The following is an 18,961-nucleotide window of genomic DNA, read 5'->3' as shown; positions in this document are numbered from 1 at the left end:
CGCGGCGACCGAGCGGGCCGCCGCGGGTCACGCCTCGACGAAACGCCAGGGCAGCGCGCGGGTGTCGAGCGTGCCCTGCTCCCACACGAAGTCGCGCCCGCCGTCGCGCTCGACCACGCGCGTGCGGAACAGCACCGGGGCGCCCGCTGCCGCCAGGGCGGACGCGGCATCGGCGAACGTCGAGAGTCGGTGCAGCGTCACCCAGGTCGGCGGGAACAGCGTCCACTCCCCCGCCGCATGACGCGCGAGCGCCGCCGCCGGAGACGACCACGCGATCTCTTCGACCTCGGCGGGTGACGGGACGGGCTCGGCGGCGGGAGCCTGCGCGAGGAAGAACCAGGTGCGGATGCGCGTCGGCACCTCGACGGGCGGGTGCCAGGTCGAGAGCGGAACGAGTCCGGCGACCTCGATACCCACCTCCTCTGCGACCTCGCGGAGGCCGGCACGGCGCGCATCGTCGATCTCGGAGTCGCCCGGACGGCGGTCGACCTCGTCGACCTTGCCGCCGGGGAACACCCAGCCCCCGGCGAACGAGCCGCGATCGGGGCGCCGCATCAGCAGCACCTCGAGACCGTCGCCGCCGTCGCGGAGGATCACGACCGTCCCGGCGACGGGCAGGTCATCGGGGGCGTCCACCCCCTCACCCTACGCCGCGACGCGCTCCCGGACTGCACGGCGGCGCACCTCGACGCGGTACGACAGCAGGGCGATGAGCAGACCGGCGACCGCCAGTGCGGCGCCCGTCCACGAGGGGGCCGTGTAGCCCCACCCCGCCGCGATCACCGCACCGCCGAGGAAGGCACCCAGGCTGTTGCCGATGTTGAGGGCGGAGTGGTTCATGGCCGCGGCGATCGACTGGTTGTCGCCCGCCACGTCCATCAGGCGCGTCTGGATGGTGGGGCTCAGCACCGACGAGACGAAACCGACGACGAGCACCAGCAGAGCGAGCAGGATGATCCAGGTCGACACGAGGGCGAGCACCGCGAACACGACCGCCATCGCGGTCAGGCCGATCAGAAGCGTGCGCCGCAGGTCGATGTCGGCGAGATGACCGCCGACGAGGTTGCCGGCGGTCATGCCGACACCCATCAGCACGAGGATGATCGGAACCACCCACGCCGGCGAAGCGGAGACTTCGGTGACGAGGGGCGCGATGTAGCTGTACACCGCGAAGAACCCGCCGAAGCCGATCGCGCCGACCCCCAGCGTGAACCACACCTGGCCGATGCGGAAGACGCCCAGCTCCTGACGCATGGTGCGCCCCGGCGTGCCCGGATGCTCCGGCACGAGCAGCGCGATGCACACCGTCGCGGCGGCGAACACCAGCGTCACGACGGCGAAGGCCGCCCGCCATCCGAACTGCTGACCGAGGAAGGTCCCCAGCGGAACGCCGACGACGTTCGCGACGGTGAGGCCGGTGAGGATGAAGGCGACGCCCTTGGCCCGGTTCCCCGGTCCCATCACCTCGGCTGCGACGAGCGCACCGATGCCGAAGTACGCCCCGTGCGGGAGGCCGGCGAGGAAGCGGGAGACTCCGACGAGTTCGAAGGTCGGGAGCACGACGGTGAGGGCGTTGAACACCGTGAGGGCGAGCGCGAGCACGATCATCACCCGGTGGCGCGGGAAGCGCGCGACGAAGCCCGCGATCGTCGGGGCGCCGACGACGACGCCGAGCGCATACAGCGAGACGAGCCAGCCGGCCTGACTGAGCGCGTCCTCTCGGCTGGATGCCCAGAGGGAAGGGAGCAGGTCGGACGCGATGTCGGGCAGCAGGCCCATGATCACGAACTCGGTCATGCCGATGCCGAAGCTGCCGATGGCGAGGGAGAGGAGCGCCCACTTCGCCGCACCCCTCGATTCAGTCGAGGGATTCACCGGATCAGCTTACCGGCTGAGCGGCATGCCGGCCGACCGGCGACTACTCGGCGTCGGCGTCGATCGCCCGTTCGAGACGCTCGAGCTTGGCGTCGAGCTCGCCAGAGTAGCCCGGACGGATGTCGGCCTTGAGCACGAGCGACACCCGGGAGCCGAAGGGCATCACGGCCTCGGTGGCGCGCTTGACGACATCCATCACCGTGTCCCAGTCGGGGCCTTCGATCTCGGTGAACATGCTCGTGGTGCGGTGCGGCAGGCCCGACTCGCGCACGACGCGGACGGCCGCGGCCACCGCATCGTGCACGGAGCCGTCGGCGCTGGCGGAGCCGGACGGGGCGACGGAGAAGGCGATCAGCATGGTTTCACTCCCGGAGGGTCGAGGGTCGGACGGAGGGGACCTGCACCACGGCGCGGATGCCGACGGCGAGGAGCACGAGGAGCAGCGCGTTGCGCGCGGTGAGCAGGGCGACCGGGAGCGGCTGCGCCTGGAGAAGGGCGTCGTAGGCGAGCGGGTAGACGAGGAACGTGAGGAGGCACAGCACCAGCACCAGGAGCGCCGCGACCTGCGCCCGCGCGCGGTCCACCGCCAGCCACAGCACGACCGGCGCGAGGAGCCAGACCTGGAACTGCGGCGAACCCACCTTGTTCGTCACGATGAGCGCGACGACAAGACTCAGCGCGAGCGGCGGGAGGAGCCGCGCCGACGCCGCACCGCGTCGCGCCCGCCAGACACCCAGCGCGATGATGCCGCCGACGACCACCGCCATGGCGGCCGTCAGCGCCGCACCGACCGCCTCGGCACCCGGCGCGTCGATCTGGAAGGTCAGGATGTCGAAGCTGTACTCGATCCGCGCTGCCCCGGTGGCCGCGAGCCAGAGGAACGGCGTCGCGGCGACGGCCTCGATCTGCAGCCCCCGGCCCGACTGCGCGCCGAGGAAGCCGACGATCTCCTCGCGCGCGCCGAGCAGGAGCAGGCCCGCGAGCACGACGACGGTCACGGCCACCGCCGACCCGAGCATCCGCGCCCGGTGTCGAGCGGCGATCAGCCCGGCGATGAGCACCGCCCCCGGCCAGATCTTGACCCAGGCGGCGATCGTCAACAGGGCGGCGGCGAGCGCCGGCCGAGAGGCGAGCCAGAGCCCGGCGATCACCACGAGGGGCAGTGTGATCGCGTCGAGGCGGTAGAGGGCGATCGGTCCGAGCAGCACCAGCGCCGCGCACCAGAACCAGCCGGCCGCACGTCGGGGCGCGGAGGGCCGGCGCCCGATCAGCACGGCGAAGGCGACGGCGTCGAGCACGGTCGCCAGCACCGCCCACGCGATGAGGTAGGCGGCCGAGACGCCGAGGGCGGCGACCAGCGGCGACGCGGGCAGCTTCGCGGCGAGCATCGGCAGCAGGGCGAGCTGCGGGTACACCCATGGCTCGGTGACGCCCACGACCGGTCCGCCGGAGAGAGCGGCCGAGGCCCACGGCTCGTACACCAGCACCACGTCGCCCATCGGCTGACTCGGAAGCACCCAGCCGAGCCATGCCGTCGTCAGATGGGCGAGGATGAAGACCGCCCACAGCGCCGCGACCTGGGCCGTCCGGCGCGTCACGCCAGAACGTCCGCGATCGCGCGCGGCAGCGCCTCCGCCACGTCGAGCGCGACGATCGGATGCCCCGGCTCCCCGTTCGTCGTACCGGAGGCGATCCGGGCGGCGTGACCGTGCAGCCACGCCCCGGCCGCGGCCGCCTCGGCCAGCGGCGACGCCGCCGCCGACGCCAGGACCGCGCCGAGTGCCCCGCCGAGCACGTCGCCCGTGCCGGCCGTCGAGAGCCATGCGGTGCCGGCACCGATCGCGATCACACCGCCGTCCGGTGAGGCGACGAGAGTGCGCGAGCCTTTCAGGAGCACCGTGACGTCCAACGCCGTCGCGACCTCGCTCGCCTCGGCGGCGCGATCGCCTCCGGTCGGCAGACCGAGCCGACGGCGCAGGGCCGCGAACTCCTTGGCGTGCGGCGTGAGCAGGGTCGGCGCGGTGGGACGGTCGACGAGGTCGAGCGCTCCGGCGTCCACCACGACGCGCGCGTCGCCGCGCAGCAGTGCCCGCAGCTGCTCTTCCTCCTCGGGTCGGCGGTGCGCGGCATCCGTCCCCGATCCGATGACCCAGGCATCCACCCGCGTGCGGCCGACATCGCTGCCCGTCACGGTCTCGGGGCGCCGGGTGAGGACGGCGTCCGCGACCCGCTCCTCCCCCACGTACCATACGAAGCCGGCGCCCGCGCGCCACGCGGCCTCGACACCGAGCACGGCGGCGCCGGGGTAGGCCGGCGAACCGGTCCGCAGCGCGACGACGCCGCGCGAGTACTTGTCGTCGTCGGGAGTGGGGGCGCGCAGCACCCGCGCCGTGTCACCGCGGGACCATTCGCGCACCTCGACCATGAGTCCACGTTAGCCGGGCGGCCCGCACCCCGTGCGCTCGGCGGTAGCGTCGATCCGTGAGCATCCTCTTCTCTCCCCTGCGCATCCGTTCCGTCGAGTTCCGCAATCGCCTCTGGGTGTCGCCCATGTGCATGTACAGCGCCGTCGACGGGGTGGTGCAGGAGTGGCATCACACCCACCTCGCCCAGTTCGCCTCCGGCGGCGCCGGGCTCATCGTCGCCGAGGCCACCGCCGTCGTCCCCGAGGGACGCATCTCCCCGCGCGACGCAGGGCTGTGGACCGATGAGCAGCGCGACGCGTGGCAGCCCATCGTGCGGGCGATCCACGACCGCGGCTCGCTCGCCGGTGTCCAGCTCGCCCACGCCGGTCGCAAGGCGTCGACGTGGTGGCCCTGGGCCGACGCGCGCGGCTCCGTGCCCGAGACCGAGGGGGGCTGGACGACGACCGCCCCCTCCGCCGTCGCTTTCGAGGGCTACGCCGAGCCCGCTGCACTCGACACCGCGGGCATCGACCGGGTGGTCGCGGCCTTCGGCGACGCGGCCCGTCGCGCCGTCGATGCCGGGTTCGACGTGCTCGAGATCCACGGCGCGCACGGCTACCTGCTGCACCAGTTCCTCTCGCCGCTGTCGAACCGGCGCGACGACGAGTACGGCGGCACGCTCGAGAACCGCGCCCGTCTGCTCCTCCGCGTCCTCGACGCCGTGCGGGGCGCGGTCGACGACGGCGTTCCGGTCTTCGTCCGCATCTCCGCCACCGACCACGCCGAGGGCGGGTTCTCACCGGAGGAGGCGGCGCAGGTGGGCGCCTGGGCCACGGCCCACGGCGCCGACCTGATCGACGTCTCGAGCGGCGGGCTGGTCGCCCACCAGCGCATCGACGTCTTCCCCGGATACCAGGTGCCGCTCGCCGAGACCGTGCGCCAGGGCGGCCGCATCCCGGTGTCGGCGGTGGGCCTCATCACGGCCGCCGCGCAGGCCGAGGAGGTTCTCGCCGAGGGCGCGGCCGACGCGATCTTCGCGGGACGGGAGTGGTTGCGCGACCCGCACTTCGGCCTGCGCGCCGCGCACGAGCTCGGCGACGACGTGCCCTGGCCCCCGCAGTACGACCGCTCGCGCTGGCGCTGAGCGCGTCGCCCCGCCGTACGACGAAGGCCGCCGTCCCCCCGCGGGGTCGGCGGCCTTCGTCGCGGGTCGAGGTCAGTGACCGCGAACCCGTCGGGTGGCGTCCTGCACCTCGCCCACGAGCTCCTCGAGGATGTCCTCCAGGAAGAGCACCGCGGTCGTGTCGCCCTGAGCGTCGCGCACCTTCGCGAGGTGCCGCCCGGCGCGGCGCATGACCGCGAGGGCGTCCTCGAGATCGGTGTCCTCCTGCACCGGCACCATGTGATGGATGCGCTTGGCGGGAAGCGGCTCCGACATGCGGGCATCCGCGTCGGGGCCGTCGGAGGCGCGCAGGATGTCCTTGAGGTGCACGTACCCGATGGGCGCGTGCTCGTCATCGACGATCACGTACCGCGAGAAGCCGTAGCGTGCCACGGCCTTCTCGATGTCATCCGGCGTCGTCGACTCCGGCAGGGTGACGAGGTCGCTCAGGGGAACGGCCACATCGCGGGCCTTCTTGTCGGTGAACTCGACCGCGGCGGCGACCGCCCCCGCCGTGTCCATGAGCACGCCCTCGCGGCGCGACTGGTCGACGATCGTCGCGACCTCCTCGAGGGTGAACGTCGAGGCGGCCTCGTTCTTGGGTTCGACGCGGAACAGGCGCAGCACCGCGTTGGCCGCGGCGTTCAGCACCCAGATCACGGGCATGAACACCTTCGACACCCACACGAGCGGCGGGGCGAGGAGCAGCACCGCACGGTCGGGCACCGAGAACGCGAGGTTCTTCGGCACCATCTCCCCGAACACGACGTGCAGGAACGACACGATGATCAGTGCGATCGCGAACGAGACCGCGTCGACTGCGGCATCCGGCCATCCCAGCGCGTGCAGCGGCACGGCGAGCAGGTGGTGGATCGCCGGCTCCGAGACGTTCAGGATCAGCAGCGAGCAGATGGTGATGCCCAGCTGCGAGGTCGCGAGCATGAGGGTCGCGTGCTCCATGGCGTAGAGCGCGGTCTTGGCCGCGCGCGACCCCTCTTCGGCCCGCGGTTCGATCTGCGAACGTCGCGCCGAGATCACCGCGAACTCCGCGCCGACGAAGAAGGCGTTGCCGAGCAGCAGCACGACGAGCCAGGCCAGTCCCGCCCAATCGTTCATCGGGTCACCCCCTCTTCCGTCTCGTCCGGTCTCGGGACGAAGCGGATGCGGTCGACCCGGCGCCCGTCCATGCGCACCACGTGCAGCGTGCCGCTGTCCAGCGGCACCTCGTCGCCCACCACAGGCACCCGCTCGAGCACGCTCATGACGTAGCCGGCCACCGTGTCGTAGACATCGCCCTCGGGGACGTCGATGCCCGCGCGGCTGCGCAGCTCGTCGGGTCGCAGCTCGCCAGGGAACGTGAGACCGTCGCGCCCGCGGATCACTCCGGCGCGCGTGCGGTCGTGCTCGTCCGACACCTCGCCGACGAGCTCCTCCACCAGGTCCTCCAGGGTCACGAGTCCCGCGGTGCCGCCGTACTCGTCGACCACGACGGCGAGCTGGTAGCCGCGAGCGCGCAGCTCCGAGATGAGACCGTCGACATGCACGGTCTCGGGCACGCGGAGGGGCTCGGTCGAGAGAGCCCCGACGGGGACCTCGCTCCGTCGTTCCCGCGGTACCGACACCGCCGCTTTGAGGTGCACGACGCCGGTGATGTCGTCGAGGTCGTCGTCGTACACCGGGAACCGGCTGTGGCCGGTGCGGCGCGCGAGCTGGATGACGTCGTCGGCCGAGTCGCCCGCGGCGATGGCGTGCATGCTCGGTCGTGCGGTCATGACGTCGGCGGCCGTGAGGCGCGAGAAGGTGAGAGTGCGGTCGAGGAGCGTCGCCGTGTCGGCCTCGAGCACGCCCGCGCTGGCCGAGCGGCGCACGAGCGACGAGAGCTCCTCGGCGCTCCGCGCCCCGGAGAGCTCCTCCTTCGGCTCGACGCCCATGCTGCGCAGCACGCCGTTCGCGCTGCCGTTCAGCACGACGACGGCCGGCTTGAAGACGGTCGTGAACAGCACCTGGAACGGAACGACGAGCTTGGCCGTCGCCCGCGGCAGGGCGAGGGCGAAGTTCTTGGGCACGAGTTCGCCGAGGATCATCGAGACCACCGTCGCGAGGAACATCGCCACCACCGTGGCGATCGGAGCGACGACCGGCTCGGGCAGCCGCCACGCCAGGAGCGTCGGCCGCAGCAGGTTCGACAGCGCCGGCTCCATCGTGTACCCGGTGAGGAGCGTCGTGAGCGTGATGCCGAGCTGGGCGGACGAGAGGTGCGTCGAGGTGTGCCGCAGCGCGCTGATCGTCAGCGAGAGCCGAGACTCGCCGCGTTCCTGCCGCGCCTCGAGGTCGGCGCGGTCGAGGTTGACCAGCGCGAACTCGCTCGCGACGAACAGGCCGGTGCCGACCGTGAGCAGGAGCCCCACGCCCAACATGATGTAGTCCATCAGAGGTTCCCCTCCGGCAGGAGAGGCGGACAGTGGGGCGATGTACTGCAACTGGGAGGGTCGTCCATAGTGAGGACGATTCTACAGAGTTCCGCCCGGTACCGGCGGGTGCGCGCTCACCAGCTGACGGGCAGCGCCTTCCCCTCTTCGTAGCCCGCGGCGGACTGCAGACCGACGAGCGCGCGGTCGTGGAACTCGGGCACGGTCGCCGCTCCGGCGTACGTGAACGAGGAACGAACGCCGGAGGTGATCATGTCGAGCAGGTCCTCGACGCCGGGGCGCAGCGGGTCGAGGTAGATCTTCGACGACGAGATGCCCTCGGCGAACAGCTCCTTCCGGGCACGCTCGTACGGGTCGAGCCGCTCGAACCGCGCCTGGACCGCCTTCGTGGATGCCATGCCCCACGATTCCTTGAAGATGCGGCCGTCGGCGTCGCGCTGCAGCTCGCCCGGCGCCTCGATCGTGCCGGCGAACCATGATCCGACCATGACGCTGGCCGCGCCGGCGGCGAGCGCCAGGGCCACGTCGCGCGGGTAGCGCACTCCGCCGTCGGCCCACACGTGCGCTCCGACCGCGCGCGCGGCCTCCGCGGTCTCGAGCACGGCGGAGAACTGCGGACGACCGACCGCCGTCATCATCCGTGTGGTGCACATCGCTCCGGGGCCGACGCCCACCTTGAGGATCGTCGCGCCCGCCTCCGTGAGGTCGCGCACGCCGTCGGCGGTGACGATGTTCCCGGCGACGAGCGGCAGCCCGAGCCCGAGGTCCGATACGGTGCGCAGGGCGCGGAGCATCCCCTCCTGGTGTCCATGGGCCGTGTCGAGCACGAGCACGTCGACGCCCGCGGCCGCCAGCGCTTCCGCCTTCGCGGCGACATCGCCGTTGATGCCGATCGCCGCCGCCACGATCAGGCGCCCGTCCGCGTCGACCGCGGGACGGTAGAGCGTCGAGCGCAGGGCGCTGCGCGCGCTCAGGGTACCGACGAGGTGGCCGTGCCGGATCACCGGCACGGTCTCGACACCGGCATCGGTGATGACGTCGAACGCATGCCGCTCCGACCCGATGTCGTCCGCGTCGATCGACGGCGTGCCGCCGTGGACGAGATCGCCGAGCTGCGCGTCGGGCAGCGCCGTGGCGAGTCGACTCGCGGGCAGGATGCCGCGGATGTCGCCGACATCGTGGGGAGCGGTACCGTCGGCGACGACGATGCCGTGTCCGGCGACCGCGGGAAGCAGCCGCAGGGCGTCGGCCACCGTGGCGTGAGGCGGGAGCACGAGCGGCGTGTCCCAGAGCACGGGCTGCGACTTGACGTCGCGGATGGCGGCGTCGAGGTCCTGCAGCGGCATGTCCTGCGGCAGCACGCCGAGGCCCCCGCGGCGGGCGAGCACCGCGGCCAGCCGAGGCCCGGTGACCGAGTTCATGTTGGAGGCGACGAGGGGCAGCGTCGCCGGCGTCCCGTCCTGCGGCGCGAGGTCGACCTGCAGGCGACTGGTCACGGCGGAGCGCCGTGGCACGAGGAACACGTCGGAATAGGTGAGATCGACGGCCGGCTGGGCACCTGAGAACTCCATGACCCCACGGTATCGAGGTCGGACGGATCGCGGACAGTCCTCGACGATCCGGACGGGGAAACAGGTTAGGCTGGGTGGTCGAGAGTGTGCGGACCCAGACGCATCCCGCGGCCGGCGAGCACTGTGTGATCTTCAGCGATGAAAGAGGGCGATCGAGCGTGTCGAACCAGGTGACCGGCGTCGGTGGCGACGGGGGGTTCGGAGCCAATTCCTGGCTCGTCGAAGAGCTCTACGAGCAGTTCAAGGAGAACCGCGACTCCGTCGACAAGGAGTGGTGGCCGATCCTCGAGAAGTACCACGCCGACAACGGGTCCGCTCCCGCCGCTGCTCCGGCGGCCGCCGAGCCGGCGCATCCGATCACCGCTCCGATCCCCGTGATCGGCTCGCAGCCCGTCGCTCGCACCACCGCGAAGCCCGCCACGGCCGCGCCCATCCCCGCCCAGGCGCCGAAGCCCGCCGCCCCCGCCCCGACCGAGACCGTCGAAGAAGACAAGGTCACCGTCCTCCGCGGCATGCCGAAGACGCTCGCCGCCAACATGGACGAGTCGCTGACCGTGCCGACGGCCACCAGCGTGCGGACGATCCCGGCCAAGCTGATGATCGACAACCGCATCGTCATCAACAACCACATGTCGCGCACGCGCGGCGGCAAGGTGAGCTTCACCCACCTCATCGGCTGGGCGCTCATCCGCACCCTCGACGAGTTCCGCAGCCAGAACGTGTTCTACGCCGAGATCGACGGCAAGCCCTCGGTCGTGGCTCCCGCGCACGTGAACCTCGGCATCGCGATCGACCTCCCGAAGCCCGACGGTACGCGCGCGCTCATGGTGCCCAGCATCAAGAAGGCCGACACCATGACCTTCACCGAGTACCTCGCCGCCTATGAGGACCTGGTCACCCGCGCGCGCAACAACAAGCTGACGGCCGCCGACTTCCAGGGCACCACCGTCTCGCTCACCAACCCCGGTGGCATCGGCACCGTGCACTCGGTCCCGCGTCTCATGAAGGGCCAGGGCTGCATCATCGGGGCGGGCGCGCTCGACTACCCGGCGGAATTCCAGGGCGCCAGCCAGAAGACGCTCAACGAGCTCGCGATCGGCAAGACCATCACGCTCACGAGCACGTACGACCACCGCGTCATCCAGGGTGCGGGGTCGGGCGAGTTCCTCAAGAAGGTGCACGAGCTGCTCATCGGGCAGCGCGGCTTCTACGACGACATCTTCGCGGCGCTGCGCATCCCGTACGCGCCCATCCACTGGAACCCCGACATCGCGGTCGACCTCGCCGAGCGCGTCGACAAGCAGTCGCGGGTGCAGGAGCTCATCAACTCCTTCCGGGTGCGCGGGCACCTCATGGCCGACATCGACCCGCTCGAGTACCGCCAGCGCTCGCACCCCGACCTCGAGATCGAGAGCCACGGGCTCACCTTCTGGGACCTCGACCGCGAGTTCGTCACCGGGGGCTTCGGTGGCCGTCGCGTCGCCAAGCTGCGCGACATCCTCGGCGTGCTGCGCGACTCGTACTGCCGCACCCTCGGCATCGAGTACATGCACATCCAGGACCCCGAGCAGCGGCAGTGGTTCCAGGAGAAGGTCGAGGTCAAGTACCAGAAGCCGGGCCACGACGAGCAGCTGCGCGTGCTGCGCAAGCTCAACGAGGCCGAGGCTTTCGAGACCTTCCTGCAGACGAAGTTCGTGGGGCAGAAGCGCTTCTCGCTCGAGGGCGGCGAATCGCTGATCCCCCTCCTCGATGAGATCCTCCAGGGCGCGGCGAACGCCGGCCTCGAGGGCGCCGCGATCGGGATGGCCCACCGCGGTCGCCTGAACGTGCTCACCAACATCGCGGGCAAGACCTACGGACAGGTCTTCCGCGAGTTCGAGGGCATCCAGACCCCGGGCAACCAGCGCGGCTCCGGTGACGTGAAGTACCACCTCGGCACAGAGGGAACCTTCGTCGCCGAGGACGGCGCCTCGCTGCCCGTCTACCTCGCCGCGAACCCCTCGCACCTCGAGACCGTCGACGGTGTGCTCGAGGGCATCGTCCGCGCGAAGCAGGACCGCAAGCCGATCGGCACGTTCGCCTGGCTGCCGATCCTCGTGCACGGCGACGCGGCCTTCGCGGGCCAGGGCGTCGTCGTCGAGACGCTGCAGATGTCGCAGCTGCGCGGGTACCGCACGGGCGGCACGATCCACGTCGTCGTGAACAATCAGGTCGGCTTCACGACCACCCCGAGCGACGCCCGTACCTCGGTCTACTCGACCGACGTCGCGAAGACGATCCAGGCGCCGGTGTTCCACGTGAACGGCGACGACCCCGAGGCCGTCATCCACGTGGCGCAGCTCGCGTTCGAGTACCGCGAGCGGTTCCACCGCGATGTCGTGATCGACCTCGTCTGCTACCGCCGCCGCGGTCACAACGAGGGCGACGACCCCTCGATGACGCAGCCGCTGATGACCGACCTCATCCAGGCGAAGCGCTCCGTGCGCCGCCTGTACACCGAGTCGCTCGTCGGCCGGGGTGACATCACCGAGGAGGAGTACGACGAGGCCAAGGCCGACTTCCAGAACCGCCTCGAGATCGCCTTCGCCGAGACGCACGCCGCCGAGACCGGCACCCACCCGGTCGCCCCGGAGGCCGCGCCCGCCGACGACCAGATCGGCGCCCCCGACGTCACGGGTGTCCCCGGCGAGGTCATCCGTCTGATCGGCGACGCGTTCGTCAACAAGCCCGAGGGCTTCTCGGTGCACCCGAAGATCCAGCAGCTTCTCGACAAGCGCCTCGACATGAGCCGCAACGGCGGGATCGACTGGGGCTTCGGCGAGCTGCTGGCCTTCGGATCGCTGCTCGTGGAGGGTACGACCGTACGTCTCGCCGGCCAGGACTCGCGCCGGGGCACGTTCGTGCAGCGGCACGCCACACTGCACGACCGGGCGAACGGCCAGGAGTGGCTGCCGCTGTCGAACCTCTCCGATGCGCAGGGGCGCTTCTTCGTCTACGACTCGCTCCTCAGCGAGTACGCCGCCCTCGGCTTCGAGTACGGCTACTCGGTCGAGGCGCCCGAGGCTCTGGTGCTCTGGGAGGCGCAGTTCGGCGACTTCGTGAACGGCGCGCAGTCGGTCATCGACGAGTACATCTCGGCCGCCGAGCAGAAGTGGGGTCAGCAGTCCAGCGTCACACTGCTCCTCCCCCACGGCTACGAGGGCCAGGGTCCCGACCACTCGTCGGCCCGCATCGAACGCTTCCTGCAGCTCTGCGCGCAGGAGAACATGATCATCGCCCGCCCGTCGACGCCCGCGTCGCACTTCCACCTGCTGCGCCGCCAGGCGTACGCGCGTCCGCGGAAGCCGCTGGTGGTCTTCACCCCCAAGGCGATGCTGCGTCTGCGCGGGGCGACCAGCCCGGTGGAGGCCTTCACCCAGGGTCGCTTCGAGCCGGTGATCGACGACGACCGCGCTCTCGACCGCTCGGCCGTCAAGCGCGTGCTCGTGCACTCCGGCAAGGTGCACTGGGACCTCCGCAGCGAGCTCGAGAAGAACCCGAACCCCGAGATCGCCCTGGTGCGCCTCGAGCAGCTGTACCCGACGCCGATCGACGGCCTCAAGGCGATCACCGACTCCTACCCGAACGCCGAGCTGGTGTGGGTGCAGGAGGAGCCGGAGAACCAGGGCGCCTGGCCGTTCCTCGCTCTCGCCTTCGCCGACGTGCCCGGCGACCGCTCGTTCCGACCGGTCGCGCGTTCCGCCTCGGCATCGCCCGCGACCGGATCGTCGAAGGTGCACGCCGCCGAGCAGTCCGCGCTGCTGCGCGAGGCGCTCACCCTCGGCTGACGACCGACCAGACGAAGAGAGGCGCCTCCGGTTTCCACCGGAGGCGCCTCTTCTGCGTGTGGTCGCGTGCGCGATGCGCCGCCCGACGCTTCGCGTCAGTACCAGATGTCGAGGGACGGTGCCGGAGACACCGAGAACGCCACGTCGAGTGCCCGGAGGGAGGCGTCGTCGGCGTCGATGAGCCCCGCGGCGGCGAGGGCCGAGGCCCGCACTCCTCCCGCGTAGAGCGACGACAGCGCCGCGATGCCGATCGTCACGGACGCCCCGTCCGACGCCTCGACGGCGACGATGCTCGCGGACTCTCCGGCGGCCGCGCGCAGCCGCCACGTTCCATCGGCAAGACCGAGCGGATCGACCACGCGCAGGGTCAGGTCGGTGTCGGCCGCGTACGCCCGTGCGGCGAGGGCCGTGGGGACGTCGAGGATGCGCAACCAGCCGTGATCGTGCACCTCCTGGGCGACGCCCCGCTGATCCGCGACGAGCCAGGGAAGCGGGTCGTCGGGCGCCTGCAGATCGGCGGTGACCTCGTCGACGAGGTCGTGCTGCAGGGCGAAACGCCACAGGGCGGCGCGGGCGTCTCGGGTCTCGGCCACGAGCATCCGCACGCGCAACGAGAAGCGGAAGCTGCCCTCGCGGTCGTCGACCGTGTACACCAGCACGCCGCGCACCTCGCCGTCGTCGTCGAGGTGGCGTACACCGCGCACCTTGTCGCGGTCGGTCTCGGCGGGGGCGACACCGGCGAACTGCTGCCACCGGCCTTCCCAGCCGGCGATGCGCCCGGACCGCGTGCGGCGAACCCGGTCGTGCACCAGTGCGAGGTCGTCGACGAGCTGCTCGCGCTCGCGGTACTCCAGGCGTCCGGTCGGCTCGAACCCGCCCCACCCTGCGCGTCGGGTGTCGACCGTGAACCGCGTGGCGGGAAGAGCCGAGCCGAAGCCGTACCGGCCGTAGATCGTCGCCTCCGACACCGTCAGGCCCGCGACGGCCATCCCGGCGGACCGGGCCGCGCGCAGTTCGCCCTCGAGCAGCGCGCGCGCGATGCCGCGGCGACGATGGGTGCCGGCGACCGTCACACCGCTGATGGCCCACATGGGGATCTCTCCCCCGGGCACGGTCAGCGGCGTGACCCAGGAATCGATGGTCGCGATGGGCAATGCCCCCGCCGACGCCTCCTGCTCGAAGACACCGGTCGTGCGGCGCTCCGAGAGCGCCTCGCGAGCGAAGGCCAGCGCTTCATCGGTCTGCTCGCCGCCGAGGAAGCCCCGCCCCACCGCTCGTTGGAAGGGACGCGCCTGCTCCTCGTCACGGAGGTCGACCACGCGATAGTCCAGAGCGGACTCCCGCAGTCGGTCACGGGAGGTCGAGTCGGCCGGTATCTCGCGCGCATCGATGAAGGTCATGCCTCCACCCTATGGCGAGCCGCCGACGCGGTCAGTGCTGGGAGGCCTGCACCTCGCGCAGCCGGGCGAACACCTGGTCGCGCAACTGCTCCGGTGCCGTCTCCTTGCAGGCGCGGGCGATGACCTCGGTCAACGTCGTCGCGACGAGAGCCTCGTCGCGGCACGCCGGGCAGTTCTCCAGGTGCTCGCGGATCTCGGCGTGCTCGGTGTTGCACACCTCATTGCGGAGGTACTCCTCCAGATCCCGACGCGCCTTGTCGCAACCGCAGTCGCTCATTTCCCGCTCCTCTTCTCAGCCGCGGCGATGCCCCGTTCCGCGGCGTAATCTGCCAGCAGCTCCCGCAGCATCCGCCTGCCACGGTGCAGACGGCTCATCACGGTGCCGATGGGGGTCTTCATGATGTCGGCGATCTCCTGGTAGGCGAAGCCCTCGACGTCGGCGAGGTACACCGCCAGCCGGAAGTCCTCGGGGACCGCCTGCAGCGCATCCTTCACGATCGACGCCGGCATGTGATCGATCGCCTCGGCCTCCGCCGAGCGGCTGTGACTCGCGGTCGTCGACTCGGCGCCGCCGAGCTGCCAGTCCTCGAGCTCGTCGATCGTCCCCTGGAAGGGCTCGCGCTGCTTCTTGCGATAGATGTTGATGTACGTGTTCGTGAGGATCCGGTACAGCCACGCCTTGAGGTTCGTTCCCTGTGAGAACGTCGCCCACGATCCGTAAGCCTTGACGAACGTCTCCTGCACGAGGTCGGCGGCGTCGGCCGGGTTGCGCGTCATGCGCATGGCGGCCGCGTAGAGCTGATCCATGAACGGGAGCGCCTGCTCCTCGAACTCGCGCTGGGAGTCGTTCGAGGTCGCTGCGGTTGCGGTGTCATCCATCACCGGCCAGTCTAAGCCGCCGATGTCCACCGCCCCACGTTCCAGCGTCGCCAGCATCCGATCTCCTTCTCGGCGGGTGCGCCGCCGTTCACTAAGGTGGAAACCGATGAGCGCGAACAGGTATTCCCCCTCCCCCGCCCGGGGCGTCTACGCCGCGCCCGTCGGCGAGCGACCGGTCCACGCGACGCTGACGATCCCCGGCTCGAAGTCGCTGACGAACCGCGAGCTCATCATCGCCGCGATCGCCGACGGACCGGGTCGACTGATCGCTCCTCTGCACTCCGACGACTCCCGCCGCATGGTCGACGCGCTGCGCGCTCTCGGCATCGGCATCGACGAGGTCGACACGGGCGGCGAGTTCGGCCCCGACCTCGTCGTCACCCCGGCGCGCCTGCAGGGCGGCGTGACGGTCGACTGCGGCCAGGCGGGAACGGTCATGCGCTTCGTCGCCCCGCTCGCCGGCCTCGCCGCGTCCGATGTGCATCTGACCGCGCACGAGACCGCGCTGCACCGGCCGATGGGCGGCCTCATCACGGCGCTCCGCGACCTCGGGGTCGACATCGACGACGAGGGCACCTGGGCGCTTCCGTTCACCATCCGCGGCCACGGGCGCATCCGCGGGGGCCGCGTCGAGATCGACGCCTCGGCCTCCAGCCAGTTCGTCTCCGGCCTGCTGCTCGCCGCGCCGCGGTTCGACGTCGGTCTGCACCTCGTGCACACGGGCGAGCACCTGCCGAGCCTTCCGCACATCGACATGACCATCGAGGCGCTCAGCCGACGCGGCATCCGCATCGAGCGTCCGGCCACCGGCGAGTGGCTCGTCGAGGCGGGCGTCCCGCGTGCGAAGGAGATCGCCATCGAGCCCGATCTCTCCAACGCCGCCCCCTTCCTCGCCGCGGCCCTCGTCACGGACGGAGCCGTCTCGGTGACGGGGTGGCCCGCGCACTCGACGCAGCCCGGGGCTCTCCTGCCCGAGATCCTGCAGGCGATGGGCGCCCACACCAGCCGACACGGCGGGGCGCTCACCGTACGCGCCGGCGGCGGCATCCGCGGTCTCGACCTCGATCTGTCGGCGGCGAGCGAGCTCACGCCGACTCTCGTCGGCCTGGCCGCCTTCGCCGACGGCCCGACGACGATCCGCGGCATCGGGCACATCCGCCTGCACGAGACCGACCGCATCGCGGCGCTGATCGGCAACCTCCGCGCGCTGGGCGGCGAGGCCGAAGAACTGCCCGACGGGCTGCGAGTGATCCCCCGCGCCCTCACCGGAGGCACCTGGAAGGCGCATCACGATCACCGGATGGCCACGACGGGAGCCCTGATCGGACTCCGCGTGCCCGGCGTCGAAGTCGACGACATCGGGACGACGGCGAAGACGCTCCCCGAATTCACCCTCCTGTGGGAGCGCATGCTCGCGGGCAGCGCCGCGTGAGCTGGCTCGACGACACCGACGACCTCGACGACGACTTCGAGGACTTCGACGAGAGCAGCATCCGCTCGCGACCGAACCCGAAGGGCAACCGCCCTCGCACCAAGCGTCGTCCGGCGCACGAGGATGCGGAGATCGGTCGCGTCCTCGGCGTCGATCGCGGCCGCTACTCGGTACTGCTCGGCGAGGACACCGCCGACGAGCGCACCATCACGTCCACGCGCGCGCGGGAACTGCGCAAGACGCCCATCGTCACGGGCGATCGCGCCAGGGTCGTCGGCGACACCTCCGGAGACGAGGGCACGCTGGGCCGCATCGTGGGGATCGTCGAGCGCTCGTCCCTGCTGCGGCGGAGCGCGGACGACACCGACCAGGTCGAGCGGGTCATCGTGGCCAACGCCGATCAGATGCTCGTCGTCGTCGCGGCGGCCGACCCGGAGCCCCGCGAACGCCTCGTCGACCGCTACCTCGTCGCCGCCCTCGACGCCGGCATCCGTCCTCTGCTCGTCGTGACCAAGACCGACCTCGCCGACCCGTCCGCGTTCCTCGCGCACTTCGAGGGTCTTGACCTACGGGTCTTCACGAGCGCCCGCGACGTGATGCCCGTCGACGAGATCGGCGAGGCGTTGATCGGGCACTCCACCGTGTTCGTCGGTCACTCCGGTGTCGGCAAATCCACGCTCGTCAACGCGCTCGTCCCGTCCGCGGGGCGCGCGACGGGGCACGTCAACCAGGTGACGGGGCGGGGCCGGCACACCTCATCGTCGACCGTGTCGCTGCGGTACCGCGGTGAGGGCGGGAGCGGATGGGTGATCGACACCCCGGGCGTTCGTTCGTTCGGCCTGGGGCACGTGGATCCCGCGAACATCCTCGCCGCGTTCACCGAGCTCGCCGAGATCGCAGAGCGGTGCCCCCGCGGCTGCACCCACCTGGCGGATGCCCCGGACTGCGCGCTCATCGAAGCGGCGGAGAGCGGGGAGCTGGGCGACACCGGGCGGGCCCGTCTCGACTCCCTCCAGCGGCTGCTGCAGACCTTCGCCGACAAGGCGGAGCACCCCTTCGGCCGGTAGGCTGAACGGGTGACCCAGCGCCTCGAAGCCGGAATGCCCGCCCCCGATTTCTCCCTGCTCGACCAGGACGGCCAGCGCATGTCGCTCGCCGATCTGCGCGGGCGGAAGACGGTGCTGTACTTCTACCCGGCGGCGATGACCCCCGGATGCACGACGCAGGCCTGCGACTTCCGCGACAGCATCGCCTCGCTGGAGGGCGCCGGATACCAGGTCGTCGGCGTCTCGCGGGATGAGCCGGCGAAGCTCGCGGCTTTCCGCGAGCGCGACGGCCTGACGTTCCCCCTGCTGAGCGACCCCGACCACGCCGTCCACGACGCGTACGGTGCCTGGGGAGAGAAGACGAACTACGGCAAGGTCATCGAGGGCGTACTGCGCTCGACCTTCGTCATCGACGAGGACGGCACGATCGCTCTCGCGCAGTACAACGTCAAGGCGACGGGGCACGTCGCGCGGCTGCGCAGGCTCCTCGGCATCGACGCCTGACCGGTCGGCGGCCGCGACTCAGGCGTCTTCGCGCCCTGCGGCGACGTCTGCCTCGCGGCGGGCGCTCGCGATCAACAGAGCGAAGCCGACCAGGCCCGGCAGCCCGGCGCCGAGCACGAAGGCCCAGGGCACCGGTGCCAGCGTCAGGGACGCCAGCGCGATGACGACCGCGAGCACCTGCAGGACCACGCCCCCCGACCGCGCCCAGGAGCGACCGACGCGCACGCCGGCGGCGAAGGCGAAGAGTCCTGCGGCGCCGATGAGGGTCAGCACGACCAGCGCGATGGCGGTCGGGAGCGACGAGGCGTCGCCCGCTCCGAGCCCGAGCAGTTCCAGGAAGGCCACCACAGTGAGCGCGGCGCCTTCGGCCGCCAGCACCGCCGCCGCGGCGTTCGCGAGTCGGGGTGCGCGCACGAAGTCTCCTGGGAATC

The 18,961-nt window shown here is 71.3% G+C and carries 17 protein-coding genes; 5 read left to right on the top strand and 12 right to left on the bottom strand.

Annotation, left to right across the window (positions count from 1 at the left end):
• Positions 1-27: 27 nt before the first annotated feature.
• Genes RWS82_RS02740 through RWS82_RS02720 form a run of 5 tightly spaced genes read right to left on the bottom strand, consistent with a single transcriptional unit; the run spans position 28 to position 4,300 of the window.
• Positions 28-636: an NUDIX domain-containing protein gene (locus RWS82_RS02740; protein WP_314646638.1), complete on the bottom strand. Its 609-nt coding sequence runs from the start codon at positions 634-636 to the stop codon at positions 28-30.
• 9 nt (positions 637-645) lie between these two features.
• Positions 646-1,875: an MFS transporter gene (locus RWS82_RS02735; protein WP_314646636.1), complete on the bottom strand. Its 1,230-nt coding sequence runs from the start codon at positions 1,873-1,875 to the stop codon at positions 646-648.
• A gap of 43 nt (positions 1,876-1,918) precedes the next feature.
• Positions 1,919-2,233 (bottom strand): thiamine-binding protein, encoded by a 315-nt coding sequence (locus RWS82_RS02730; protein WP_314646633.1) that lies wholly within the window; start codon positions 2,231-2,233, stop codon positions 1,919-1,921.
• Positions 2,234-2,237: 4 nt separating this feature from the next.
• Positions 2,238-3,473 (bottom strand): hypothetical protein, encoded by a 1,236-nt coding sequence (locus tag RWS82_RS02725; protein ID WP_314646631.1) that lies wholly within the window; start codon positions 3,471-3,473, stop codon positions 2,238-2,240.
• Positions 3,470-4,300, bottom strand: a complete 831-nt coding sequence (locus RWS82_RS02720; RefSeq protein WP_314646629.1) for an ADP/ATP-dependent (S)-NAD(P)H-hydrate dehydratase — start codon at positions 4,298-4,300, stop codon at positions 3,470-3,472. The genes RWS82_RS02725 and RWS82_RS02720 overlap by 4 nt, the downstream gene beginning before the upstream one ends.
• 56 nt (positions 4,301-4,356) lie before the next feature.
• Here RWS82_RS02720 and RWS82_RS02715 point away from each other — a divergent pair, with 56 nt between their 5' ends.
• Positions 4,357-5,424 (top strand): NADH:flavin oxidoreductase/NADH oxidase, encoded by a 1,068-nt coding sequence (locus RWS82_RS02715; RefSeq protein ID WP_314646628.1) that lies wholly within the window; start codon positions 4,357-4,359, stop codon positions 5,422-5,424.
• A 72-nt stretch (positions 5,425-5,496) separates the two neighbouring features.
• Here the strand turns inward: RWS82_RS02715 and RWS82_RS02710 are convergent, their stop codons facing one another.
• The 3 genes from RWS82_RS02710 to RWS82_RS02700 form a co-directional block, all read right to left on the bottom strand.
• Positions 5,497-6,558 carry a hemolysin family protein gene (locus RWS82_RS02710; protein ID WP_314646627.1) on the bottom strand — a complete coding sequence of 354 codons (1,062 nt, stop codon included), beginning with the start codon at positions 6,556-6,558 and terminating at the stop codon, positions 5,497-5,499.
• Positions 6,555-7,871 (bottom strand): hemolysin family protein, encoded by a 1,317-nt coding sequence (locus RWS82_RS02705; protein WP_314646624.1) that lies wholly within the window; start codon positions 7,869-7,871, stop codon positions 6,555-6,557. Before RWS82_RS02705 ends, RWS82_RS02710 begins: the two co-directional genes overlap by 4 nt.
• Positions 7,872-7,987: 116 nt before the next feature.
• The gene (locus tag RWS82_RS02700) at positions 7,988-9,442 is read right to left on the bottom strand and encodes a GuaB1 family IMP dehydrogenase-related protein (protein ID WP_314646623.1); all 1,455 of its coding nucleotides are present in this window, start codon (positions 9,440-9,442) and stop codon (positions 7,988-7,990) included.
• Between the two features lie 158 nt (positions 9,443-9,600).
• Between RWS82_RS02700 and RWS82_RS02695 the strand changes: the two genes are divergently transcribed.
• Entirely contained in the window at positions 9,601-13,269 is a 3,669-nt protein-coding gene (locus tag RWS82_RS02695) for a multifunctional oxoglutarate decarboxylase/oxoglutarate dehydrogenase thiamine pyrophosphate-binding subunit/dihydrolipoyllysine-residue succinyltransferase subunit (protein WP_314646621.1), read from the top strand.
• A gap of 95 nt (positions 13,270-13,364) precedes the next feature.
• Here RWS82_RS02695 and RWS82_RS02690 read toward each other — a convergent pair whose 3' ends face one another.
• Genes RWS82_RS02690 through RWS82_RS02680 form a run of 3 tightly spaced genes read right to left on the bottom strand, consistent with a single transcriptional unit; the run spans position 13,365 to position 15,605 of the window.
• Positions 13,365-14,669, bottom strand: a complete 1,305-nt coding sequence (locus tag RWS82_RS02690; protein WP_314646620.1) for a GNAT family N-acetyltransferase — start codon at positions 14,667-14,669, stop codon at positions 13,365-13,367.
• Positions 14,670-14,700: 31 nt separating this feature from the next.
• The gene (locus tag RWS82_RS02685; protein ID WP_314646618.1) at positions 14,701-14,946 is read right to left on the bottom strand and encodes a zf-HC2 domain-containing protein; all 246 of its coding nucleotides are present in this window, start codon (positions 14,944-14,946) and stop codon (positions 14,701-14,703) included.
• Positions 14,943-15,605 (bottom strand): sigma-70 family RNA polymerase sigma factor, encoded by a 663-nt coding sequence (locus tag RWS82_RS02680; protein ID WP_314646616.1) that lies wholly within the window; start codon positions 15,603-15,605, stop codon positions 14,943-14,945. Before RWS82_RS02680 ends, RWS82_RS02685 begins: the two co-directional genes overlap by 4 nt.
• Positions 15,606-15,654: 49 nt before the next feature.
• Between RWS82_RS02680 and aroA the strand changes: the two genes are divergently transcribed.
• Genes aroA through bcp form a run of 3 tightly spaced genes read left to right on the top strand, consistent with a single transcriptional unit; the run spans position 15,655 to position 18,530 of the window.
• Positions 15,655-16,980: a 3-phosphoshikimate 1-carboxyvinyltransferase gene (gene aroA / locus RWS82_RS02675; RefSeq protein ID WP_314646613.1), complete on the top strand. Its 1,326-nt coding sequence runs from the start codon at positions 15,655-15,657 to the stop codon at positions 16,978-16,980.
• Complete coding sequence (gene rsgA / locus RWS82_RS02670) at positions 16,977-18,047, top strand: ribosome small subunit-dependent GTPase A (RefSeq protein WP_314646611.1); 1,071 nt, start codon at positions 16,977-16,979, stop codon at positions 18,045-18,047. Before aroA ends, rsgA begins: the two co-directional genes overlap by 4 nt.
• Before the next feature lie 9 nt (positions 18,048-18,056).
• On the top strand, positions 18,057-18,530 hold the full coding sequence (bcp, locus tag RWS82_RS02665; protein WP_314646610.1) for a thioredoxin-dependent thiol peroxidase: 474 nt from the start codon (positions 18,057-18,059) through the stop codon (positions 18,528-18,530).
• A gap of 18 nt (positions 18,531-18,548) precedes the next feature.
• Here bcp and RWS82_RS02660 read toward each other — a convergent pair whose 3' ends face one another.
• Positions 18,549-18,944, bottom strand: coding sequence for a hypothetical protein (locus RWS82_RS02660; protein ID WP_314646607.1), 396 nt, complete (start codon positions 18,942-18,944; stop codon positions 18,549-18,551).
• Positions 18,945-18,961 lie beyond the last annotated feature (17 nt).

The sequence above is a fragment of the uncultured Microbacterium sp. genome (assembly GCF_963528945.1).
Classification (GTDB): Bacteria; Actinomycetota; Actinomycetes; order Actinomycetales; family Microbacteriaceae; genus Microbacterium.
The sequence above is the reverse complement of the archived record's forward strand: the minus strand, read 5'-3'. Positions and strand labels throughout refer to the sequence as shown.